Annotated in this window: 18 protein-coding genes and 1 pseudogene; 14 read left to right on the forward strand and 5 right to left on the reverse strand. The window is 69.5% G+C overall.

The window, feature by feature from the left end; genetic code table 11:
* Positions 1-3 precede the first annotated feature (3 nt).
* Both RM25_RS03465 and RM25_RS03470 read left to right on the forward strand, forming a co-directional pair.
* The gene (locus RM25_RS03465) at positions 4-1,020 is read left to right on the forward strand and encodes an SIS domain-containing protein (RefSeq protein ID WP_013160658.1); all 1,017 of its coding nucleotides are present in this window, start codon (positions 4-6) and stop codon (positions 1,018-1,020) included.
* Between the two features lie 132 nt (positions 1,021-1,152).
* Positions 1,153-2,172: a cation diffusion facilitator family transporter gene (locus tag RM25_RS03470; RefSeq protein ID WP_044636661.1), complete on the forward strand. Its 1,020-nt coding sequence runs from the start codon at positions 1,153-1,155 to the stop codon at positions 2,170-2,172.
* A 155-nt stretch (positions 2,173-2,327) separates the two neighbouring features.
* Here RM25_RS03470 and RM25_RS03475 read toward each other — a convergent pair whose 3' ends face one another.
* Positions 2,328-2,591, reverse strand: a complete 264-nt coding sequence (locus RM25_RS03475) for a DUF3039 domain-containing protein (RefSeq protein WP_013160660.1) — start codon at positions 2,589-2,591, stop codon at positions 2,328-2,330.
* Positions 2,592-2,721: 130 nt separating this feature from the next.
* Here RM25_RS03475 and RM25_RS03480 point away from each other — a divergent pair, with 130 nt between their 5' ends.
* From RM25_RS03480 to RM25_RS03510, 7 genes are all read left to right on the forward strand, one after another.
* Positions 2,722-4,161 (forward strand): MFS transporter, encoded by a 1,440-nt coding sequence (locus RM25_RS03480; RefSeq protein ID WP_013160661.1) that lies wholly within the window; start codon positions 2,722-2,724, stop codon positions 4,159-4,161.
* Positions 4,162-4,334: 173 nt separating this feature from the next.
* On the forward strand, positions 4,335-5,387 hold the full coding sequence (locus RM25_RS03485) for a DUF2510 domain-containing protein (protein WP_013160662.1): 1,053 nt from the start codon (positions 4,335-4,337) through the stop codon (positions 5,385-5,387).
* A gap of 130 nt (positions 5,388-5,517) precedes the next feature.
* Complete coding sequence (gene malQ / locus RM25_RS03490) at positions 5,518-7,707, forward strand: 4-alpha-glucanotransferase (RefSeq protein ID WP_044636062.1); 2,190 nt, start codon at positions 5,518-5,520, stop codon at positions 7,705-7,707.
* On the forward strand, positions 7,704-8,702 hold the full coding sequence (locus tag RM25_RS03495; protein WP_013160664.1) for an o-succinylbenzoate synthase: 999 nt from the start codon (positions 7,704-7,706) through the stop codon (positions 8,700-8,702). The genes malQ and RM25_RS03495 overlap by 4 nt, the downstream gene beginning before the upstream one ends.
* 124 nt (positions 8,703-8,826) lie before the next feature.
* Positions 8,827-10,482, forward strand: a complete 1,656-nt coding sequence (gene menD / locus RM25_RS03500; protein WP_013160665.1) for a 2-succinyl-5-enolpyruvyl-6-hydroxy-3-cyclohexene-1-carboxylic-acid synthase — start codon at positions 8,827-8,829, stop codon at positions 10,480-10,482.
* Positions 10,483-10,589: 107 nt separating this feature from the next.
* Positions 10,590-13,160, forward strand: coding sequence for an excinuclease ABC subunit UvrA (locus RM25_RS03505; RefSeq protein ID WP_013160666.1), 2,571 nt, complete (start codon positions 10,590-10,592; stop codon positions 13,158-13,160).
* 170 nt (positions 13,161-13,330) lie between these two features.
* Positions 13,331-13,807, forward strand: coding sequence for a hypothetical protein (locus RM25_RS03510; protein ID WP_013160667.1), 477 nt, complete (start codon positions 13,331-13,333; stop codon positions 13,805-13,807).
* A gap of 115 nt (positions 13,808-13,922) precedes the next feature.
* On the opposite strand, the gene RM25_RS03515 is transcribed toward RM25_RS03510, so the two are convergent.
* The 4 genes from RM25_RS03515 to RM25_RS03530 all read right to left on the reverse strand — a co-directional run bounded on the left by RM25_RS03515 (position 13,923) and on the right by RM25_RS03530 (position 19,084).
* Positions 13,923-15,146: an isochorismate synthase gene (locus RM25_RS03515; RefSeq protein WP_052809103.1), complete on the reverse strand. Its 1,224-nt coding sequence runs from the start codon at positions 15,144-15,146 to the stop codon at positions 13,923-13,925.
* A 110-nt stretch (positions 15,147-15,256) separates the two neighbouring features.
* On the reverse strand, positions 15,257-16,489 hold the full coding sequence (locus RM25_RS03520) for an AMP-binding protein (RefSeq protein ID WP_013160669.1): 1,233 nt from the start codon (positions 16,487-16,489) through the stop codon (positions 15,257-15,259).
* A gap of 72 nt (positions 16,490-16,561) precedes the next feature.
* On the reverse strand, positions 16,562-17,566 hold the full coding sequence (locus RM25_RS03525; RefSeq protein ID WP_013160670.1) for a 1,4-dihydroxy-2-naphthoyl-CoA synthase: 1,005 nt from the start codon (positions 17,564-17,566) through the stop codon (positions 16,562-16,564).
* 162 nt (positions 17,567-17,728) lie between these two features.
* Positions 17,729-19,084: a nicotinate phosphoribosyltransferase gene (locus RM25_RS03530; RefSeq protein ID WP_013160671.1), complete on the reverse strand. Its 1,356-nt coding sequence runs from the start codon at positions 19,082-19,084 to the stop codon at positions 17,729-17,731.
* A 126-nt stretch (positions 19,085-19,210) separates the two neighbouring features.
* Between RM25_RS03530 and clpS the strand changes: the two genes are divergently transcribed.
* The 5 genes and pseudogenes from clpS to rdgB all read left to right on the forward strand — a co-directional run.
* The gene (gene clpS, locus RM25_RS03535) at positions 19,211-19,504 is read left to right on the forward strand and encodes an ATP-dependent Clp protease adapter ClpS (protein ID WP_112317802.1); all 294 of its coding nucleotides are present in this window, start codon (positions 19,211-19,213) and stop codon (positions 19,502-19,504) included.
* A complete protein-coding gene (locus tag RM25_RS11805; protein WP_048735089.1) occupies positions 19,501-20,109 on the forward strand; it encodes a DUF2017 domain-containing protein in 609 nt (202 codons plus the stop codon). Before clpS ends, RM25_RS11805 begins: the two co-directional genes overlap by 4 nt.
* 87 nt (positions 20,110-20,196) lie before the next feature.
* A complete protein-coding gene (gene murI / locus RM25_RS03545) occupies positions 20,197-21,015 on the forward strand; it encodes a glutamate racemase (RefSeq protein WP_013160674.1) in 819 nt (272 codons plus the stop codon).
* A gap of 153 nt (positions 21,016-21,168) precedes the next feature.
* The gene (gene rph, locus RM25_RS03550; RefSeq protein WP_013160675.1) at positions 21,169-21,930 is read left to right on the forward strand and encodes a ribonuclease PH; all 762 of its coding nucleotides are present in this window, start codon (positions 21,169-21,171) and stop codon (positions 21,928-21,930) included.
* Positions 21,927-22,547, forward strand: a pseudogene (gene rdgB / locus RM25_RS03555) (RdgB/HAM1 family non-canonical purine NTP pyrophosphatase); the annotation flags it as partial. The gene rph and the pseudogene rdgB, both read left to right, overlap by 4 nt.
* Between the last annotated feature and the right edge of the window lie 49 nt (positions 22,548-22,596).

Here is a 22,596-nt window from a genome sequence, read left to right on the forward strand (position 1 = left end):
TCCATGAGCGACTTCGATGATTCGACCCTCGACGATCCGCAGGCCCTCACCGTTGCCGACACGTTGATGCGTGAGCTGGCCTCGGTGGGCGCACGCATCCGCACCGAGGCCGCGGCGGTGACGCCCTGCAGCTCGCAGGGCCTGTCGTCATTGCGCGGCGTGGTCACCGTCGGCAAGGAGGCCCGCCTGGTGCGGGCCGTGCTCGAACCCACCAGCCGGGTGCCGTTCGTGGCCTGGCCATTCGCCGGCCTGCCGGCCTGGGTGGGTGCCCTCGACCTCGTGATCGTGCTCGGTTCGGGCGCCGGCGATGATCCTTCGCTGCTGTCCACCGTGGGTGAGGCCGTCAAGCGCGGTGCGGCGTTGATCGTGGCTGCCGAGGAGGATTCCCTGGTGGCCCGCGCCGCCAGGAGCTCGGCCACCCAGCTGGTGGCCACCCGCACGGGCGATCCGCTGGCCGCGGCCATCGCCGTGATGTCGATCCTGCATGACATCCGGCTCGGTCCCGAGGTGGTGCCCGCCGATACCGCCGAGGTCGCCGACATGGCCGCCGAGAACGCGAGTCCCTTCCGTGACCTGTCCGACAACCCGGCCAAGGACCTGGCCGTGGCACTGGCCGATGCACAACCCCTGGTGTGGGGCGGATCGGTGCTGGCCGCCCGCGCGGGACGACGGGTCGCCGAGGCGCTGCGCAGGGCCAGTGGCCGCGCAGCCCTGGCCAGCGGCTCGGAGGAACTGCTCCTGGTGATCGAGGGGGCCCCACCGCGTGACCCCTTCGCCGACCCCGGTGCCGGCCCGGCCTTGCGTCCGGTGCTGATCATCCTGGACGACCAGGCCAACTCCCCGGAGATGGACGTCGAACGCCAGCGGCTGGTCGCCGCCGCGCGGGCGCACGATGTGCGCGTGGTGACGCTGGATGCCGGGCGCGGTTCCGACCTGGACTGCTATGTCTCGCTGCTGCAGCAGGGCCGGTACGGCGCCGCCTACCTGTCGATCGGCCTGGGACGCCGACTGGGCGCGTAGTCGCCCCCTGTCCGGTCCACTGACGCGTCCACGGGCTGGCGGCGGATGGCCGACCCGTGGATGTGGACTTTCATGAAGGTGACGTGCACAGCTGATGGAGGCGTCGGGCAGATGAGTGAAGCAGCCGAATCCGTGGCGGACGAGTCCGCGTCGAATGGGTCCCCGGCAACCGGGCAGCCCGCGTCGGGCGAGCATGGCGGTACCAGGGCGACGATTGCCGCGCTGACGGCCAACCTGGCGATCGCCATCACCAAGCTGGTGGCCTGGCTGCTCACCGGGGCGGCCTCGATGCTCTCCGAGGCGATCCACTCGTTCGCCGACACGGGAAACCAGATCCTGCTGCTCATCGGCGGACGCCAGGCGAAGAAGCAGGCCAACCGCGCCCATCCCTTCGGCTACGGGCGCCAGCGCTACATCAACGCCTTCCTGGTGGCCGTCATCCTCTTCTCGGTCGGCGGCCTGTTCGCCCTGTACGAGGCCATCCGCAAGATCGGCGACGTCGCGCATGGCGAGGAGAACCAGCTGCTCAGCTCGCAGTGGTGGTGGGTGCCCCTGGCCGTGCTGGGAGTCAGCCTGATCGCCGAGGGGCTGAGCCTGCGCACCGCGATGCGTGAGACCCATGAGGCACGCCAGCGCCATCGTGGAGTGATCGCCTTCGTGCGTCGCTCGCGCTCACCCGAGCTTCCCGTGGTCATGTTGGAGGACTCCGCCGCGCTGATCGGCCTGGTCTTCGCCCTGCTCGGCGTTGGGCTCACACTGATCACCGGCAATGGCCTGTTCGACGTGATCGGCTCGGGCATGATCGGCCTGCTGCTGATCGCGGTGGCCGTGCTGCTCGGCGTCGAGATGCAGAGCCTGCTGCTGGGCGAATCGGCGATGCCCGAGGTGGAGGACGCCATCGTGGCGGCCTTGGACCAGACCCCCGGAGTGCGCGGCGTGATCCACCTGAAGACCGTCCACGTGGGCCCCGAACAGATCATGGTGGCCGCCAAGATCGACGTCGCGTCCAGCGAGAGTGCCGAGCAGCTTGCCGACACCATCGACGCCGCCGAGGTGAACATCCGCACCGCAGAGCCGATGTGCCGCTACATCTACCTCGAGCCCGATATCCGCGACGAGGACTATCACCCGGCACGCCCGACGACGGCCTGACAGTGGCCTGAGGGAGGCGCCCCCCCGGCACCGCCAGCACAGAGGAATCAGGACAGAAAAATATCGCGACCCCACCGGAGCGGGGTCGCGATATTCACGGTCTGCGTTGGGCAGCGCCCGCATCAGTGCCTGATGCCAGCGATGCCGGTGTCGGCTCAGGCGTCGGGGCCCTTGTCCTTGCCCGGCTTCATCGACTCCCAGATCTCCTTGCACGTGGGGCACACCGGGAACCGCTCGGGATTGCGCGAGGGCACCCACACCTTGCCGCACAGGGCGACCACCGGAGTGCCATTGACCATGGCCTCCATCAGCTTGCCCTTGGGCACATAGTGGCTGAAACGCTCCTCGTCGCCCTCTTCGCGCAGGGGCTGCGTGCGTTCCTTGGTGATCGTTTCCGAGCCGGGTGCCAACTGAGTCATGCCTCCATGGTGGCACAGTCACACAAGACATTCCGACACCGCACATTCGTCACCGGCCGTGCGCATCACCGACGGCGGGTTGGCCCGCGAACTTCCCATCGGTTTGCCCGGTTTGATTGGATGGACCATCGTGACGAACGCCATTGAATCCCGCACCGGCGAATCCCGCACCCGACCCAATCGTGGTCTGATCGTGGCGATCCTGGTGGGCGTTCTCGCCATCGCCTTCGAGGCATACGGCACGGCCACCGCGATGCCCGCCGTCGCCGGTCAGTTCCACCGCCTCGACCTCTACGACTGGGCCTTCACCATCTTCACCATTGCCCAGGTCTTCGCCATCGTGATCGGCGGACGGATGGCCGACCGCACCGGCGTGGTGGTGCCGCTGGTCGCCGGTTCGGTGATCTTCGGCATCGGACTGCTGGGGGCCGGCGCCTCCCCGTCGATGCACTTCCTGCTGGCGATGCGCGGCGTGCAGGGCTTCGGCGGCGGCGCACTCAATGTGGCCCTCATGGTGCTGGTGGCCCAGGCCTTCGGCGAGGAACAGCGCCAGCGGCTGATGACCGCCTTCTCATTCTGTTGGGTGCTGCCGAGCTTCGCCGGGCCGCCCATCGCCGCGGCGATCACCGAGAAGCTCAGCTGGCACTGGGTGTTCTGGGGACTGTTGCCGATCCTGGTGGCGGCCGTGGTGCTGGGGGCCATCTCCCTGCGGCGGGTGGAGCTGCCACACGGGGCCGCGTCCTTCGACGACCTCGACGCCCCCCGCGGGCCCGACTCGCGACCGGTGCCGATCTGGGCGGCCGGCGTGGGTGCCGGTGGGGCCGCACTGCTGCAGTGGGCCGGTCACCGGGTGGACCGCATCGACTGGATCGTCATCACCGTGGCGGTGGTGGGGATCGCCGCCCTCGTCGTGGCGCTGCCCGCCCTGATGCCCACCGGGTTCTTCCGGTTGCGGCCGGGCCTGGCCTCGGTGATGCCGGTGCGCGGCCTGCAATCGGGTGCCTTCATGGCCTCGGAGAGCTATCTGCTGCTGGTGCTCACCCAGTCCCGCGGGTTCAGCCTGCAACATGCCAGCTATCTGCTGTGCCTCAGCGCGGCCACCTGGTGCCTGGCCTCCTGGATCCAGGCGCAGCCGTGGCTGAGGCTGCGACGCGACCAGATCATCGCGCTGGGTGCCGTGATCAACACGGCCGGCCTGGGCGCCATGCTCGCCTGCGTCGCCATCGAGGGGTCTCCACTGGTCATCCTGATCGTCGGCTACGCGCTGGGCGGGTTCGGCATGGGCCTGGTGGTGGCCAGCACCTCGCTTGCCGTGATGACGCTGAGCCATCCCGCCCAGTTGGGACGCTCCACCTCGTCGCTGCAGGTGGCCGAGGGCATGGGCAACTCGGTGATCGTGGGCATCGCCGGATCGTTCTACGCCGCGTTGATGGGCCATTCGTGGCAGCTCGTCTTCGGATCGGTGTTCGTGGTGGCCGTCACCTGCTCGGCGGCCTCGATCATCTCGGCGCTGCGCATCGGGCCCGTGCGCAATGACGTGGCAGGGGTGGGCCCCCAGAAGTCCTGGTGAGGTGCGTGGCCGCCACGCCGTCGGGCTGAACGGTGGTGGGACCGGCCCGTGGCCGCTCGCGGCCTGCCGGCCGGGGCGGCCCCTGCTCGGCCGCCGGCCATGTAGCGGCGATCGATGGATTCGTGGGCGTTCCATGGGCGCTGGTTCGGTTGGTCGCATGGCATGCTAGGCCCGTGAGCGATTCCACCTTCCAGCCTGACAACCAACCCGGCCAGAGCGGTTCGGGCCCGACGCTGCCCCCCGCGGGGTGGTACCCCGACCCGGCTGACTCCGGCTCCCAGCGCTACTGGGACGGCAAGGACTGGACCAATGAGTCGCGCCGCCTGCAGCCGGCCGGCTGGTACGCCGATCCGGCGGGCAGCCAGCTGGAGCGCTACTGGGACGGGAACGCCTGGACCGAGCAGACGCGTCCGCCGGCGCCGGCCGCCCCGCAAGCGGGCCCTGCGGCCCGGGCCGCGGCGAACCCCGCCGCGCCGGGAACCCAGCAGGCACCCACCTACGGGCAGCAGGCTCCCGGCGGCTACGGCCAGCCGGCGGCCCCCTATGGCCAGGCGACCGGCCCGCAGGGCCAGCCCGTCGGGGCACAGGGTCAACCGGGCACCAATCCCTATGGGCCACAGGGCTATCCCGCAGCCGGGGCGCCGCCCTACTACCGCAGCCAGGGCGGATTCACCCCCTATGGGGTGCCCCAGACCGCCGATGGCGTGCGACTGGCCGGATGGTGGGCCCGCTTCGGCTCGCTGATCGTCGACGGCATCGTGCTCAACATCATCAACTCGATCGTGTTGTGGCTCCTCAGCTCGACCATCAGCGGTGGCATGGAGCGTTGGTGGAACGACATCATGTCCGCCGCGGCGAGCGGCAACACCTCCGCCGTGCCCCTGCCGACCGACCCGCAGTACGGCCATAGTTTCGTGATCCTGCTGACGGTCAGCGTGGTGATCAGCTTCGCCTACAGCGTGCTGCTGCAGAAGTTCTTCGCCGCCACACTGGGACAGATGCTGTTCGGGCTGCGCGTGGTGCCGGTCGACCACGGCACGGGTCCCTACCGGTTGTCCTGGTCCACGGCCCTGATCCGCAACGGCGTCTACGCGCTCATCCAGGCCGCAAGTTACGTCGTCGGCTTCCTGATCGTCGTCAACGGCCTGTGGCCGCTGTTCCAGCGTCGCCGCCAGACCTGGCACGACATGGTGGCCCGCACCCAGGTCGTCTCCATTCGTCCCTGAGCCGGTGATGGCCGTTGCCGGCCATGGTTTGGGGCTTTTCGGTGCACGTGGAAAGCTGGCACTTCGGCCGCCGCGCAGCGTCGGGATGGTCGGAATGATGTGAGCAGTTTTCTTCAGGGGGGATTGGGCCATGGCGCACAGTGACGCCGCTTTGGCGCAACTCGCCGAGCAGTATGGGATCGCCACGGAGTTCTGGGACTGGAAGGGCCGTCACACCGAGGTGGACGACGCCTCGGTGATCGCCGTGCTCGGCGCTATGGGCGTCGATGCATCCAGTCCCCACGCCATCGACAGCGCGCTGGCCGCACGCCGCGACCAGGCCTGGCGCGCCATGTTGCCGCCCGTCACCGTGGCGCGTGCCGGGGCCGTGCCCTATGTCAACCTGCATGTGCACGACGGGCGCCCCGCCCGGCTGGTGGTGCGCCTTGAGGACGGTGGCCAGCGCGACGCCAACCAGGTGGACAACTGGGAACCGCCCCGCAACATCGACGGACAGATGATCGGTGAGGCCACCTTCCAACTTCCCGGCGACCTGCCGCTGGGCTACCACCGGCTGATCCTCGACTCCGATGACCGCCATGCCGAGGCGACGCTCATCATCACCCCGCCGCACCTGGCCTGGCCCGAGCGCATGAAGAACTCGCGGGTCTGGGGCTACGCCGCCCAGCTCTACAGCGTGCGCTCACGCCAATCGTGGGGAGTGGGCGATTTTGCCGACTTGGCCGCCCTGTCGGCATGGTCCGCCGCCGAGCAACAGGCCGACTATGTGCTCATCAACCCCGTGCATGCGGCCGAGTCGATTCCGCCGATGGAGCCGTCGCCCTATCTGCCCACGAGCCGGCTGTTCGTCAACCCGATTTACGTGCGTCCCGAGACAGTCGTCGAATACACCGACCTCGACGATTCCGACCGCGCCCGGGTGGGCGCCCTGCTGAGCTCGCTGCGGGGGGAACTGGTCGGCGACGACCAGATCCAGCGTGACAAGTGCTGGGACCACAAGCGGCGTGCGTTGAAGATCATCTGGTCGGCAGGTCGCAGCGACGACCGGCAGATGCGCTTTGACGCCTTCCGCCACCATCAGGGCAGGATGCTGCGCGACTTCGCCACCTGGGCGGTGCTGTGCGAACACCTCGGGGGAGACTGGCGCACCTGGGAGCCCCGCTTCCGCCATCCCGATTCACCCGATGTGGGGGCGTTCCGGCAGGCGCACCTCGCCGAGGTCGACTTCCACGAATGGCTCCAATGGGTGGCGGCGCAGGCGCAGTCCGACGCCCAGGAGACCGCCACCGATGCGGGCATGGCCATGGGCGTGATCACCGACCTTGCCGTGGGCGTGGGGCAGTCGAGCGCCGATGTGTGGATGATGCAGGACCTGTATGCCCCCGGCATGACCGTCGGCGCCCCACCCGATGCCTACAACCAGCTCGGGCAGGGCTGGGGCCAGCCGCCGTGGCGTCCCGATCGGCTCGAGGCCTCGGCCTATGCCCCCTTCCGCACCATGGTGCGCAATGCGCTCGGCCACGCCGGTGGCGTGCGGATCGACCACATCATCGGCCTGTTCCGCCTGTGGTGGGTGCCCGAGGGGATGGGGCCGGCCCAGGGCACCTATGTGCGCTATGACCATGAGGCGATGGTCGGCATCCTCGCGCTGGAGGCCCAACGGGCCGGCGCCGTGGTCATCGGCGAGGACCTGGGCACCGTCGAGGCGTGGACCCGTGGTTACCTTGCCGAACGCGGCATCCTGGGCACCTCGGTGTTGTGGTTCGAAGAGGACGACCAGGGCAATCCGGTGCCTGCCGAGCAGTGGCGGGCGCTCACGATGGCGTCGGTCAACACGCACGACCTGCCGCCGACCGCCGGATACCTCACGAAGGCCCACGTGGCCCTGCGCGACCGGCTCGGGCTGCTCACCGAGCCGCTGGAGCGTGAGAATGAGCTGGCCGACCAGGAGCTGGAGCGCTGGCGGGCCTACCTGGAGTCGCGCGGGGCGCTTGATCCGTCCGTCGTCGATCCCGTGGAACGCATGGTGCTCGGGTTGTACAAGGTGCTCACCTGGACCCCCTCGCGCGTGCTCAATGCCACCCTGGTCGACGCGGTGGGCGATGCGCGCATCCAGAACCAGCCCGGCACCGTCAACCAGTACCCGAATTGGCGGGTGCCGTTGTGCGGGGCAGACGGCAAGCCCCTGCTGTTGGAGGACGTCTACGCCATGGAACGCCCGATGAGGCTGTCGGCCGTGCTGAACGGCCTGGACACGACACCCGAGCCATGGCGGCGCTCCACCAACCCGGAGTCGCGGCCGCTCGAGGACCGGGCATGAAGTCCGCCGCGCTCACCCATGTGCAGGTGCCCGAGGCGCTGCGCCGCCGCGGCATCGACGAGGTGCTGGTCTTTCAGGCCGGGCTGAGGCATCGCTTCCGTCGCATCGAGGTGCGTGACGGGCTGCTCCTGCACGGCGAGCAGGGCTGGGGGGAGTGCTCGCCGTTCTGGGACTACGGCGCGACGGAGTCCGCGAGCTGGTTGCATGCGGGCCTGGAAGCCGCCACCCGGCCGTTGCCCGCCCCCGTGCGCGACCTCGTCGAGGTCAATGTGACGATCCCGGTGGTCTCACCGACCCAGGCGCGGCGGCTGATCGCGGCCAGCGGTGGTTGCATGACCGCGAAGGTGAAGGTGGCCGACCCGGGATCTGACCTGCGCCAGGACTGCGCCAGGGTTGCTGCCGCGCGCGCCGAGCTGGGGCCCGAGGGCCGCATCCGCGTGGACGCCAATGCTGCCTGGTCGGTCGACGAGGCAGTGGCTGCGGTGATCGAGCTCGACGCAGCAGCAGAGGGCCTTGAGTACGTGGAACAACCCTGCCCCAGCGTCGAGGAACTCGCCCGGGTGCGCCGACGCATCACCGTGCCCGTCGCGGCGGACGAGTCGGTGCGCCGCGCCGACGATCCGGTGGCCGTCGCCAGGGCCGGGGCCGCCGACATCGTGATCGTCAAGGCGCAGCCGCTCGGTGGCGTGGCACGCGCCCTGGACGTGGTCGATCGGGCCGGCCTGGATGCCGTGGTCTCCTCGGCCCTGGACACCTCGGTCGGACTGGGCATCGGCACCGCCCTGGCAGCGTCCCTGCCGCGGCTGGGCCATGCCTGTGGGCTGGCCACCATCGAATTGTTCACCGGCGATGTCACCACGAGTCCACTCCTGCCCGAGGGCGGGGCCCTCGTGCCCCGACGCGTCGAGGCGGACCAGCCGGTGCACCAGGACGTCCCCCGGGCCCTGGTCGATCGGTGGGTCGAGCGACTCACCGCCATCTGCCACGAGCTCTAGGCCACGCCGGAAGGACCGTCGGACGAACACCGCACACGGGGGTGACCCCGGGGACGACACGAGCAGTTGATGAGAAGCGCCGGCGAGAAGAGCTGACACGGGAAGCAGGCACAGGAAGACACCCATGAGCAATACCGCAGATCCCCAGAACCCCCCGCAGGCGCGCTCCGGCGAACCGGCGGCTGCCGTGGGGCAGGCCGTGCCGGGCGGGCCCCCGGTGCGCTCGGCCGCCCTGGCCAGGGCGCTGGTCACGGCGCTCGTGGCGCACGGCCTGCGCGACGTGGTCTATTGCCCCGGTTCGCGCGACGCGCCGTTTGCCTACGCACTGGACGCGGCACAGCATGCCGGTTGGTTGCGGGTGGCGGTGCGCCTGGACGAGCGCGCTGCCGGCTTCCAGGCTCTGGGACTCGCCAAGGCGGCGGCCGCGCAGGGCACGGCGCGACCAGTCGCCGTCGTCACCACCTCGGGCACCGCGGTGGCGAACCTCCACCCGGCCGTGCTGGAGGCCGATGCCGCCGGGGTCGCGCTGGTGGTGGTGAGCGCCGATCGTCCCCACGAGATGTGGCGCACCGGGGCCAACCAGACCACTGAACAATTGGGGATTTTCGCCCATGCGGTGCGCCAGGAGGCCGACATCCCGGCCGGCTTCCCCGTGGACGGGCGCCTGTCGGGCCTTGTCCGACGGGCCATGACGGCTGCCCTGGGAAACCTCAACGGGAATTCCGGCCCCGTGCACCTCAACGTCTGCCTGCGCGAGCCCTTGAAGCCCGACGACCAGTGGTTGCCCGGGCCAGCGCCTGCGCCGGAGCCCCACCGGGAGGCACCCGGCGCACCCACCGAGCTGCCCATGCCCGACAGGACCGTCGTGGTGGCCGGCGACGGTGCCGGCGATCAGGCCCAGCAGGCAGCGACCGCCGGGGGATGGCCCCTGCTGGCCGAGCCGTCGTCGGGCGCACGCTTCGGCGCCAATGCGCTGACCGACTACCAACAACTGCTGGGTTCACCACTCGCCCCCCAGATCGAGGGCGTGCTGGTGTTCGGGCATCCCACCTTGTCACGTCCGGTCTCGGCGCTGTTGGCCCGCGACGACGTGCGGATGGTGGCGGTCACCTGCGGTTCCCGGTGGACCGATGTGGCCGGCCTTGCCCAGGTGGTGCGCGGCCCGGTGCACATCGCCAACAACCCGCAGGGGGAGTGGCTGGCACGGTGGATCGGGGCCGACGAGCCGGCGCCGCGCAGCACCAAGGACACGGCGGCACGACTGATCTGGCAGGCCCATGGCGCGCCCGACGCCCCGGCCCTGGTGCTGGGGGCCTCGGCAGTGATCCGCTCCTTCGACCGCCGGGCCGTCCCGGGGGACCATGCCCCCCTGGTGATCGCCAACCGTGGGCTGGCCGGTATCGACGGCACCGTGTCCACAGCCATCGGCGTCGCCGCCGGCACCGGGCGTCCGGTGCGTGCGGTGGTGGGCGACCTCACCCTGGCCCACGACGGCCTGGGCCTGTTGCGGGGGATGAACGAGGCCGTGCCCGACGTGCAGGTGGTGGTGCTGGCCGACCGGGGCGGCGCCATCTTCGCGGGACTCGAACACGGATCGGCGGCCCCCGCACTGCTGTCGCGCTATTTCCTGACACCCCAGGTGCTCGACGTCCGGCAGCTGGCCGGAGCGGTGGGGGCGTCCTACCGGCATGTGACAGATGTGCTGGAACTGCCGCAGGTCCTGTCCGAGCCGATCAGCGGCGCCAGCATCGTGGAGGTCGAACTGCCCCCGGTGGGGTGATACCGCCCCCGCTGGGGTGAGATGGCGCGATTCCGGTCCCGATCCGGGCCCCGGTCGCCCGATGTCCGGTCCGCGGCCCCCATACCGGCGGGGGAGATGATGGGACCATGCCACACGAGATCATCAGCGGCCACGACATGAGCGACTGGCCGACCACCATCGAGGTGCGCGGCGCGCGCGTCCACAACCTGAAGAACATCGATGTGTCGGTGCCGCTGGGCGAGCTCGTGGGGATCGCCGGGGTGTCGGGCTCGGGCAAGTCGTCGCTGGCCCTGGGCGTGCTCTATGCGGAGGGGTCGCGTCGCTATCTCGAGGCGCTGAGCACCTATACGCGCCGACGCCTGACCCAGAGCGCACGGGCCAGCGTCGACGAGGTGGAGCATGTGCCGGCCGCCCTCGCGCTGCGGCAGCGCCCCGGCGTGCCCGGAGTGAGGTCCACCTTCGGCACCTCCACAGAGCTGCTCAACAGCCTGCGCCTGCTGTTCTCGCGGCTGGCCAGCCACCAGTGCCCCAACGGGCACCATGTGCCGCCCACGATGAACGTGGCGCTCATGAAGCCCATCACCTGCCCGGTCTGCCAGGTGCAGTTCTACGGACCGGGTGCGGAGTCACTGGCCTTCAACTCCGAGGGGGCCTGCCCGCGCTGCCAGGGCACCGGCATCGTGCGTGACGTCGACGACTCCACGCTGGTGCCCGATCCCACCCTGACGATCGACCAGGGGGCGGTGGCGCCGTGGCACATGTTCGGCATCCGCGATGTGATGCAGCAGGCGGTGGTGCAGCTCGGCGTGCGGATCGACGTCCCCTTCAACCAGCTGACCGACCGCGAACTGGACATCGTCTTCCATGGCCCGGAGGTGAAGCGCGAGGTCACGATCCCCTCCAAGAGCGGCAAGGTGTTCGACCTCAACCTCACCTACCGCAATGCGCGTGATGCGGTCGAGAAGGCCCTCGACAAGGCCAACTCGGAGCAGAAGCTGGCGCGCATCAACCGTTTCCTGTCGGTGCAGGTGTGCCCCGAATGCCATGGCAGCAGGTTGTCGCCGGCCGCCCGCGCCCCGCTGGTGCTGGGCATCAACCTGGCGCAGGTCACCGCGAAGACCCTCGACGCGCTCATCGCATGGCTGCCCGGCATCGGGCCGTGGCTGCCGGCCGATATGCGTCCCATGGCGGCGTCGATCATCGGCGAACTCACCGGCAACGCCCAGCGACTGCTCGACCTGGGACTCGGCTACCTGGCGCTCGATCGGGCCGCCGCCACCTTGTCCACCGGCGAGCGGCAGCGTGTGCAACTGTCCCGCGCCGTGCGCAACCAGACCACCGGGGTGCTCTATGTGCTCGACGAGCCGTCGATCGGCTTGCACCCCTCCAATGTCGACGGCCTGCTGTCGGTGATCGGCAGCCTGCTCGACGACGGCAACTCGGTGGTGGTCGTCGACCATGACGTGCGCGTGTTGCGCCAGGCCGACTGGCTCATCGAGATCGGTCCCGGCTCGGGTTCGGGGGGCGGCACCGTGGTGTCCACCGGAACCGTGGAGAAGGTGTCGGACGACCCCGCCTCGCGCATCGGGGGCTTCCTGTCGGGGGCGCGGCGGGTGGAGGTGCGCACCCCGGTGACGCCCGACAGGGTCTTCACCGAGGGCCGCATCCACCTGGAGACCGCACCCCTGCACACCGTGCACGCCCTGTCGCTCGACCTGCCGCGGGGCCGCTTGTCGGCGATCACCGGGGTATCGGGCTCGGGCAAGACCACGCTGATCCTGGAGTCGCTCGTGCCGGCGCTGCGGGCGGCCGGTGGGGGAGAGCGCCTGCCGAGCCACGTCAGGGCCCTGGACGCGCCCGGCGTTGCGCGCACGAACCTGATCGATTCCTCGCCCATCGGCATCAATGTGCGCTCCACCGTGGCCACCTACTCCGGGGTGCTCGACGACCTGCGCAGGGCCTATGCGCAGACGCCCGATGCCCGTCGCCTGGGCTACAAGACCGGGGACTTCTCGTTCAACACCGGCAAGCTGCGGTGCCCCACCTGCGAGGGCACCGGGCAGATCTCGCTGGATGTGCAATTCCTGCCTGACGTGACGATCGTGTGCCCCGACTGCCACGGCCGACGCTATGCACCGGCCGCAGACGATGTCCTTCGCCCGCCGAAGCCCGGTCCGGGGGCCGGGGAGGACGAGGATGCCGGTGCCCTCAGCCTGCCCAGCCTGCTGGCGCTGACCGTCGATGATGCCTTGGCCAGGGTCGCCGACCTGCCGAAGGTGCATGCCCGGCTGCAGGTGTTGCGCGACCTGGGTCTGGGATACCTCACGCTGGGGGAGGCCACGCCGGCGCTGTCCGGCGGCGAGGCCCAGCGGCTGAAGCTCGCCTCGGAACTGGGCCGTGACCAGCGCGACGCCGTCTTCGTGTTCGACGAGCCGACTGTGGGACTCCACCCCCTCGACGTCGAGGTGCTGTTGGGCGTCTTCGAGCGACTCATCGACCACGGCGCCACGGTGATCGTCATCGAGCATGACCTCGACGTGATCGCCAACTCCGACTACATCGTTGACCTCGGGCCCGGGGGCGGCGAGGCCGGTGGTCGCATCATTGCCACCGGGACGCCGTCGCAGATCATGGACGACCCTCAGTCGGTGATCGGCCGCTACCTGCGTGAGGACCAGGCTCCCCGGCATCGCTGAGCGGGACCACGGCCTCCCACCCCCGGTGGACGCGCAGATGGCGCCGGGGGTTGAGGCGGCTCGTGGATCGCCAGCCCACCGGAGGGTATTATCGCGCAATTCCTGAATTCCCTTGACCGGTCTTGTCCGGGCTGCCCAGAATGAGCGGAACGGACAGTGAGGAATGGCCCATGTTGATGTCACGAGTTATCGCCGCGTGCTGTGCCGGTGCCGCAATGATTGCCATGAGTGCCTGTTCCTCGTCGCACGATTCCGGCATGATCGACGGCGCGGGCGTGGATGCGGAATACCGTCAGGAGGCGGCGACGCTGACCTGGCCCCAGGGCTTCCCCGACCCGGGTTCCAACTTCACGGAGAAGGACGGCGGTACCGGCGACGGCTATCCGGTGCACAGCTTCCCGGGGGAGGGCTTTTCGGCAGCCGATTCCACGTGGTGGTGCGCGTGGGTGAACTACTACGTGCAGGACCCAGCGGCACATGCGCAACAGAGCCTGGCGCAGATGCGCACGATCAAGGAAAAGCACCTGTATGCGAAGGCCGGCGCCCCGGACTTCAGGGAGAGCGTCGACGCCGAGATCGCGGCATTGGAGCTGGGCGACGCGGGGCTGCTACAGCTCGACTATCAAGCAAACTGCAAGGTGGACTAGTCAACAAACGGAATAGCCGATAAGCGGAGTAGTCACGAGATCGACTGGTCATTAAACTATTTCAGCGTGAGCGCGGGGCGCACCATGGTGCGGTTGTCAGGCCTGCATGGTGCCATTATCCGGCCGACAGGGCGCGACGCATGGGCTCCATCTTGGCATCGGTCTCGAGCCATTCGCGTCCGGCATCGGAATCGGGGAGTATCCCGGCCCCGGCGAAAAGGTCGGCATTGCGCGATCCGTCGTCGAATTGGGCGCAGCGCAGCGCCAGGGCCCATTGGCCCGATCCGTCCGGACGCAGCCAACCGACCGGGCCACTGAAGCGGCCACGGTCGAGGCCCTCGACGCGCTGGATCTGTGCGAAGGCGAGGTCACGCGGCGCCCCACAGATCGCCGCCGTCGGGTACAGCAGGTCGGAGATGTCGGCCGAACCATGTCCCGGACGCACCGTGGCCCGGATGTCGGTGGCCAGGTGGGTCACATTGGGCAGCCGCAGCAGGAACGGCCCGGTCACCTGCGCATCGAGCAGGCCGGCTTGGGCCAGGTGGGTGGTCACCGAGGTGACCGACAGCTCGTGTTCGCGGCGCTCCTTGGGATCGGTGAGCAGCTCCTCATCCCACTTCGGCTTGCGCGTGCCGGCCAGGATCCGGCAGTGGAACACCCCGTCGTGCACCTCGGCCAACAGTTCCGGGGTTGCCCCCACCAGCCCGTCGTGGGAGAACGTCCAGCAGTCGGTGAAGCGGGCCGCCAGGGTCGCCAGGATTCGTCGCTGGTCCAGCGCACGGTCGGCCCGGGCGTGCACACGTCGGGCCAGCACGACCTTCTGCATGACCTCGCCCGTGTCGCTCCCGACCGGCTCACTCAGCACCGCGCGGGTTGCGTCCACGGCCTCGGTCCAGTGCTCCCGGGACCCCCGGGGCAGCGTGAAGTCCACGTGCAGCTCGCTGGCCACCGCGAAATCGGCCGGGCGGGGATCGGCTGCGTCGGCGGGGAACACCCGGGTGGCCGCCCCCGGACGCTCGCGCATCACCAGCACCCGGGGCACCACCAGGAAGCCCGGCTGGGCCGGGTCGAAGGGGAACGATCCGAAGGCCGGTAGTCGGTCGCGACCCTCACCTGCCCACTGGGCGAAGTCCTGCCAGGCATGGGTCATCGGTGCATCGCCGGAAGCCTCGAAGCGGGCCTGTTCGCCCCAGCCCACCAGGGCGGGACCGTCATCGGGGGCGGCCCATACCCAGGGACGCTCCAGTTCCTCGGCGGTGACATCGGACGGGGCGCTCTGCAGGATCTGGCCCAGCCATTCGGCATTGCCCACGTGGCGCAGCTTGGCCTCGTCATGCAACGGTCGACCGTCCTTGGTTCGTTCGTTATCGTCTGCAGGGGCCACGGCGCCCAAGTCTACGGGAGCCTGTCGCCCGGTTGCATGTGACGGCGCCATCGCTGCCGGGGGAGTCAATCGCTCGTCCATGCCCCACCGTCGCGGCGCACCTGCTCGGCGTGGTTGCGCACCGCCAGGCGATCGAGCTTGCCCGACGCCAGCATCGGCAGGTGGTCGGTCACCACCACCACGCGCGGCGCCAACTGGCGTCCCAACAGCTCTCCGACGAGGTCACGCAGCGCCGCCGGTGAGTCCTGGGTCCACGCATCGGTGGGCACCACCACGGCGCTCACCACCTGCCCCCAGCGGGGATGGGGAAGTGCCACGACGGCGGCCCGGGCGACCATCGGTGCCGACAGCACTGCCGCCCGCACCTGGTCGGCGGCGACCTTCAATCCGCCGGTGATGATCACATCGTCCACGCGGCCGGTGACCTCCAGTCGCCCATGGCGCAGGTGGCCCAGGTCGGAGGTGGCAAGCCACTTGGTGCCGTTGAGCTGCGACACTCCGGGCTCGCCGTCCAGGTAGCCGCTCATCACCATCGGACCGGCAATCCAGATCGTGCCGCGATCGCTGCCGGCGTCGGGACGCTCACCCAGTGACAGCTCGACCCCCCGCAGCGGCCTGCCGTCGTAGACACAACCCCCGCAGGTCTCGCTCATGCCATAGCTCAGGTGCAGGGCGACGCCCGCGGCGAGCGCCTCGTCGACCAGCTGCCGGTCGGTGGCGGCGCCGCCCACCAGCACGGCCGACAACGAGCGCAACGCGTCGCGCCCGGCCGCATCATCCAGCAGGTCGCGCAGCTGCGTGGGCACCAGCGAGAGGTTCACCCACGCCTCGGGCCGCCCGGCGCGCGCGGCGCCCACCGCCGTGGCCAAGGATGCCGCGTCAAGGTGGTGCACCAGGCCGGGTCGAGTCCCGTCCAGCACGGAGCGGGCCACCACCTGCAGGCCGGCGATGTGGTGGGCGGGCAGCGTCAGCAGCCAGCGTGCCGGACCACCCAGTCGTTGGTCGGTGGCGCGGATGGACGCCCGCAGTTGCGCGGCGGACAGGCCCACCAGACGCCCGTGGCCGGTGGTCGAGCCGGAGGTGCGCATCACCAACCGCACATCGTCCGGCAGACGCACCATGCGTCGCGCGAGGTCGTCGCGCAGCGCCACCGGGTCCTCATCGGGGCCCAGGGGCATCAGCACGGGGGACTCGCGCTCGCACAGCAGCCGATGCACGGCGCCCGCCAGCGCATCGATCGACGACTGCGTGCGCTCGACGCGCAGCAGCTGCACCCTCGAGGCCGGGTCGGGTGTCATCGCAGGCCCCGTGTGGTCACGCCGTCCGCGGCGCAGGTCGGGCCGCCGGTGGGCCGGGATGTCATGGCCGGCTCAGAAGTAGTAGGGATACTTCGACCAGTCCGGCGCGCGGTGCTGCAGGAAGGCGTCGCGTCCCTCCTGGGCCTCCTCGGTCATATATGCCAGGCGCGTCGCCTCGCCGGCGAAGGCCTGCTGGCCGGCGATGCCGTCGTCGATCATGTTGAACGCATACTTCAGCATGCGGATCGACTGCGGCGACTTGGTGGCCACGGTGAGGCCCCAGTCGATCGCCGTGTCCTCGAGCTCGGCATGGGGCACCACCTTGTTGATCACGCCCCAGGCCTCGGCCTCCTGGGGTGTGTAGGGCTCGGCCAGGAAGAAGATCTGGCGGGCGCGCTTGTCGCCCACCTGACGGGCCAGCAGGCCAGCGCCGTAGCCGGCGTCGAACGAGCTCACATTGGCGTCCACCTGCTTGAACACGGCATGTTCGGCGCTGGCGACCGCCAGGTCGCAGACCACCATGAGGGAGTGGCCCCCGCCGGTGGTCCAACCGGGGATCGCCGCGATGATGGGCTTGGGGGTCGAGCGCATCAGGCGCTGCACCTCAAGGATGTGCATCCGTGCCCGACGGCCGCGGTCGATGCGTGAGCGACGCTGCTCGGTCATGCCCGCGGGGTCCGCGCCGCGCTCGCCATAGGGGGTCTGGTCGGCCAGGTACTGGTAGCCGTCGGTGCCGCGCGAGCGCTGGTCACCACCCGAGGAGAAGGCGTAGCCGCCGTCCTTGGGGGAGGGGCCGTTGCCGGTGAGGATGATCGCCGCCACATCGGGCGTGGAGCGCGCATCGTCGATGCAGCGGTAGAGCTCGTCGACGGTGCGGGGATCGAAGCCGTTGCGGATCTCGGGACGATCGATGGCGATGCGCACCACCGGCAGGTCGACGCCGGCCGGGACGCCATCGGCGGCGCCCCGTGAGATCAGTCGGTGGTAGGTGGTGTCGACGAGGGGATCGTCTTCGCTCTGGATCTCGCGCCAGCGCTGCGGGTCAAAGGTGTCGGACACACCGGGAAGGCTGCTCATAGCTGCGAAATTATCACCCGGGCCGACCGGATCGCCCACCGCCACCTCGCCGGGGGTGTCGACACGGACGGGCCCAACCATCACCCGGCGGGCGCTGCCGTGCGGGGCCGCGGACCGGATGCCCAGCGGTCCGGACGCCCCGCAGCTCAGATGTTCTGCAGTTCAGATGTTCTGCGGCGCCGGGCCGGCCTGGTAGACGTTCTCCAGGTCGTGGCCCTGCTCGTCGAGGATGATCGTGGGGATGGCCGGCTCGGCGTTCGAGATGCGGTGCGCATCCAGGGGGAGCTCGGCCCGGGCGGCCTCGTGGCGGTCACGGGCCGCCTGCAGGGGCTCGGCACCGACGATCGTCCCGTCGCTCACCAGCTCGGTCAGCAGCATGCGGTCGTTCGAGCCCACGCGCGGGGCGGCATTGATGCCGATCACCTCCGCCTGCGCCACCCCCTGGTCATCCAGGGCGCGACTGGCGAACTTGCGTCCACCGAGCGTCTTCTTGTTGGTCGAAGCCTTGGCCACATCGGCCATCGGCGCGTTCGGATCGTCCGACAGGGTGCGGGCGACCATCTTGTAGACGAAGCCACAGGTGGGATGGCCCGAGCCGGTGACCAGGCTGGTGCCCACGCCGAAGCCGTCCACCGGGGCACCGCGCAGGGCCGCGATCTGGTATTCGTCGAGGTCGTTGGTGACGATGATCTTGGTCTGCCTGGCACCCAGGGAGTCGAGCAGACGCCGCACGTGCTTCACCTCGGTGCTCAGGTCGCCCGAGTCGATGCGCACGCCGCCGAGCTTGCCGCCGGTCAGCTCCACCGCCTTGTGGATGGCCGCGTCGATGTCGTAGGTGTCCACCAGCAGGGTGGTGTCCGCGCCCAGCCACTCCAGTTGGGCGCGGAAGGCGTCCTCCTCGGTGTCGTAGAGCATGGTGAACGCGTGGGCCGCGGTGCCGCTCACCGGCAGGCCCCAGCGCCGGCCGGCCTCCAGGTCGGAGGTGCCGCTGAAGCCGGCGATCCATGCGGCGCGGGCGGCCGCCACGGCAGCCTCCTCGTGGGTGCGTCGCGCCCCGAACTCCTGGATCGGGCGGCCCTCCGCGGCCATCGTCATGCGGCTGGCCGCCGACGCGATGGCCGAGTCGTGGTTGTAGATCGACAGCATGAGGGTCTCCAGCAGCACCGCCTCGGCGAAGCTGCCCTCCACCTGCAGCAGGGGGGAGCCGCTGAAGAACAGTTCACCCTCGGGATAGCCGGTCACGTTGCCGGTGAAGCGGTAGCTCGCCAGGTATTCGGCCAGCATGTCGTCGGCGACGCCGGCGCCCACCAGGTAGTCGATCTGTTCGTCGTCGAACCGGAAGTTCTCGATCGCCTCGAGTGCCCGACCGGTGCCACCCACCACGCCGTAGCTGCGTCCGCTGGGCAGGCGGCGGGGGAACAGCTCGAACAGGGTGCGGTGGAAGGCCTGGCCGGTGTGCAGGGCAGCCCGCACCATCGTGAGCTCGTACATATCGGTCATCAGAGCCGTGGAGGTCATGGCTCCAGACTAGGGCGCGGGGTGCGCCGCAGGGGGTCACACCGGCGCGGGAGCACCGACTGCGCCCGGATCACCCGGGCCTTTTGCGTGATGGGTAAAGATAGACACATGTCCGAATCTGCACCGATGACTGCCCCGGAAGGTGGCACGGCACTCGCCGAGCGTCCTGCCGAGGATGCCCTCAGCGCCAACCCGTGGGTGACGGTGGTCTGGGACGATCCGGTCAACCTGATGAGCTATGTCACCCACGTCTTCTGTAGCTATTTCCACTATTCCCGCGATCGTGCCGAGCGTCTCATGATGCAGGTGCACATGGAGGGCAAGGCAGTGGTCAGTTCCGGAGGGCGTGAGGAGATGGAACGGGATGTGAACGCCATGCACGGCTTTGGCCTGTGGGCAACAGTGTCGCGGGCCGAATGATGCATGGTTTCCGGCGCCGCCGCGGCCAGCTCACCTGCACCTTCGAGGACACGGAGTTGACGATCCTGTGCTCCCTGACCAAGACATTGCTCCAATTGCTGCGCTCCGATGCGATGCCGCCGGTGCGTGCCAGCTCCTGGAATGATTCCAGCGATTGCTCTCCCGAGGCCCTGTTCGCCGAGCTGGAGAACCAGATGGGGTGCGAGGTCAAGGCCGATTTCGCCACCAATCCCGAGGTTGACCCCGTGTTGCGTCGCCTCTTCCCCGATGCCTACCGCGACGACGAGGGCGCCTCCACCGAGTTCCGCCGCTTCAGCCAGGCCTCCGAGCGTGACGAGAAGCTCGACGCGGCCGTTGCCATGCTGTCCGATATGAACCAGGTGGGCCACGACGGGCGCTGCGCCGTGCCTGACGAGCATGTCAACGACTGGCTCAAGACGCTGACCGCGCTGCGGGTGGCGGTGGCCGTGCGACTGGGCATCAAGACCTCAGCCGACGCCGACGAGTTGGGCGAACTGCCCGATGAGGATCCCCGTACCGCCGTCTTCTCCATCTATGAATGGCTGGGCTGGGTGCAGGAATCCCTGCTCGACTGCCTGCACTGACCCCGGGCGCCCGCGCGGCGCCCACGGCGGCAGTGTGGCCGGTCGGCCGATCCCGACGATTCAGGGTGCCCGTCTAGAGTTGGTCGGGTGAACAGGGACGTCAACGCGCCGATCGGAATCTTCGACTCAGGATTCGGCGGGCTCACCGTGGCCCGGGCCGTGGTCGACCTGCTGCCCCGCGAGGACATCATCTACCTGGGCGACACCGCCCGTGCCCCCTACGGTCCCCGTCCGATCGCCGAGGTGCGCGAGTTCGTGCTGCAGGCGCTCGACAGCCTGGTCGCCCGGGGCGTGAAGTCGCTGGTGATCGCCTGCAACACCGGATCATCGGCAGCCCTGCACGACGCGCGTGAGCGCTACGACCTGCCGATCACCGAAGTGGTGCTGCCGGCCGCCCGCAAGGCCGCCCGGATCACCCGCAACGGACGCGTCGGGGTGATCTGCACCCGCGGCACCGCCATCTCGCGGTCGTACAACGATGCCCTGGCCGCCTCGCCGGTGAAGCTGTTCACCCAGGTGTGCCCGCGCTTCGTGGAGTTCGTGGAGGCCGGCATCACCACCGGCCCCGAGGTGCTGCAACTCGCCCGTGAATACCTCGCGCCCCTGCAGGCCGACGACATCGACACCCTCATCCTGGGCTGCACCCACTACCCGCTGCTGTCCGGGGTGATCAGCTATGTGATGGGTGAGGACGTCACCCTGGTGTCCAGCTCCGATGAGTGTGCCCGCGCCGTGTTCGCCGAGCTCACCCGCGACGACCTGCTGCGCACCGAACCCCACGAGCCGCAGCGTGAATTCTTCACCACCGGCGACCCCGCCCAGTTCGGTGGCCTGGGGCGTCGCCTCATGGGTGGCTTCGTCAATGGCGTGCGCCAATTGAGGTTGTCCGAACCCGCCGAGTTGTGAGCCCCGGGCAGCCGGGTCAATGGCCCGGCGCACCCTCGGGGTGGGCCTGTAGCGAAAGTGTCCGGCCCGGTGCGGGTGAGGGTTGTCGCGAGCGTCTGCGGCCCGGTCCGGCCAGCATTGGGCGAACGGGGCATCACAGGTAGATTTGCAGGCGTGTCTGAATCGACGAAGTCCGTAACGCGGAGCGATGGCCGGTCACTTGATCAGCTGCGTCCCGTTTCCATCACCCGGCACTGGCTTGACCATGCCGAGGGCTCATGCCTCATCGAGGCCGGCCGCACCCGGGTGCTCGTGGCGGCGTCGGTCACCGAGGGCGTGCCGCGTTGGCGCAGGGGCTCCGGTCTCGGCTGGGTGACCAGCGAATACGAAATGCTGCCGCGCGCCACCAATACCCGCAATGACCGCGAGTCGCGGCGCGGCAAGATCAGCGGCCGCACCCACGAGATCAGCCGCCTCATCGGCCGCAGCCTGCGCGCCGTCATCGACTACAAGGCGCTGGGTGAGAACACCATCGTCGTCGACGCCGACGTGCTGCAGGCCGACGGCGGCACCCGCACCGCCTCGATCACCGGCGCCTATGTAGCCCTCCACGACGCCGTCGAGTGGCTGCGCGAGCGTGGCTCGCTGGCAGGCGAGCCCCTCACCGGCTCCGTCTCGGCCATCTCGGTGGGCATCGTCAAGGGCGTGCCGATGCTCGACCTGGCCTACGACGAGGACTCGACCGCCGACGTCGACATGAACATCGTGGCCACCGGCACCGGCGACTTCGTCGAGGTGCAGGGAACCGCCGAGGGCGCCACCTTCGACCGCAAGCTGCTGGGACGCCTGCTCGACCTGGCCGACAAGGGAAATCGTGAGCTGACCGACCTGCAACAACGCGTGATCGCCGCCGCCGACGGGAAGGCCCAGCTATGACCTCTGAAGTGCTGTTGGCCACCAACAACGCCAAGAAGCTCACCGAGCTGCGCCGGATCATCGTCGAATATGACATGGACATCCAGGTGCTCTCGCTGAAGGACATCGCCAGCTATCCCGAGCCGGAGGAGACCGAGTGGACCTTCGAGGGCAACGCCCTCATCAAGGCCCGCCAGGGAATGATCCACTCCGGACTGCCCGCACTCGCCGACGATTCCGGCCTGTGCGTCGACGCCCTGGGCCACATGCCCGGGGTACGCAGCTCGCGCTGGGACGGCCCCGAGCAGGAGGACATCGCCAACATGGAGTTGGTGCTGCGCCAGATCGAGGACGTGCCCCGCGGGCGTCGTCAGGCCCAATTCGTGTCGGTGATGGCGCTGGTGATGCCCGATGGCCGCGAGTTCACCACCCGGGGTGAGATGACCGGGCACCTGACCACGCGCCCGAAGGGCTCCCACGGATTCGGCTACGACCCGATCTTCGTGCCCGACGAGCAGGTTCCCGATTCCGAGGGACGCCTGCGCACCGCCGCCGAGATGTCGGCTGCCGAGAAGGACGCGATCAGCCATCGCGGACGTTCCGTGCGCGCCATGCTGCCGATCCTGGCGGCCCAGCTCGGCCTTGCGGCCCCCAAGGAACTCGACGACGAGGAAGAGATCGTCCCCG

Source organism: Propionibacterium freudenreichii subsp. freudenreichii (genome assembly GCF_000940845.1).
In the GTDB taxonomy this organism is placed as follows: Bacteria; Actinomycetota; Actinomycetes; order Propionibacteriales; family Propionibacteriaceae; genus Propionibacterium; species Propionibacterium freudenreichii.

Coding starts and splice junctions, on each gene's coding strand:
- RM25_RS03465 (WP_013160658.1), top strand. CDS start 4: ATGAGCGACTTCGATGATTCGACCCTCGACGATCCGCAGGCCCTCACC.
- RM25_RS03475 (WP_013160660.1), bottom strand. CDS start 2,591: ATGACTCAGTTGGCACCCGGCTCGGAAACGATCACCAAGGAACGCACG.
- malQ (WP_044636062.1), top strand. CDS start 5,518: ATGGCGCACAGTGACGCCGCTTTGGCGCAACTCGCCGAGCAGTATGGG.
- RM25_RS03495 (WP_013160664.1), top strand. CDS start 7,704: ATGAAGTCCGCCGCGCTCACCCATGTGCAGGTGCCCGAGGCGCTGCGC.
- menD (WP_013160665.1), top strand. CDS start 8,827: ATGAGCAATACCGCAGATCCCCAGAACCCCCCGCAGGCGCGCTCCGGC.
- RM25_RS03505 (WP_013160666.1), top strand. CDS start 10,590: ATGCCACACGAGATCATCAGCGGCCACGACATGAGCGACTGGCCGACC.
- RM25_RS03510 (WP_013160667.1), top strand. CDS start 13,331: ATGTTGATGTCACGAGTTATCGCCGCGTGCTGTGCCGGTGCCGCAATG.
- RM25_RS03520 (WP_013160669.1), bottom strand. CDS start 16,489: ATGACACCCGACCCGGCCTCGAGGGTGCAGCTGCTGCGCGTCGAGCGC.
- RM25_RS03525 (WP_013160670.1), bottom strand. CDS start 17,566: ATGAGCAGCCTTCCCGGTGTGTCCGACACCTTTGACCCGCAGCGCTGG.
- RM25_RS03530 (WP_013160671.1), bottom strand. CDS start 19,084: ATGACCTCCACGGCTCTGATGACCGATATGTACGAGCTCACGATGGTG.
- clpS (WP_112317802.1), top strand. CDS start 19,211: ATGACTGCCCCGGAAGGTGGCACGGCACTCGCCGAGCGTCCTGCCGAG.
- RM25_RS11805 (WP_048735089.1), top strand. CDS start 19,501: ATGATGCATGGTTTCCGGCGCCGCCGCGGCCAGCTCACCTGCACCTTC.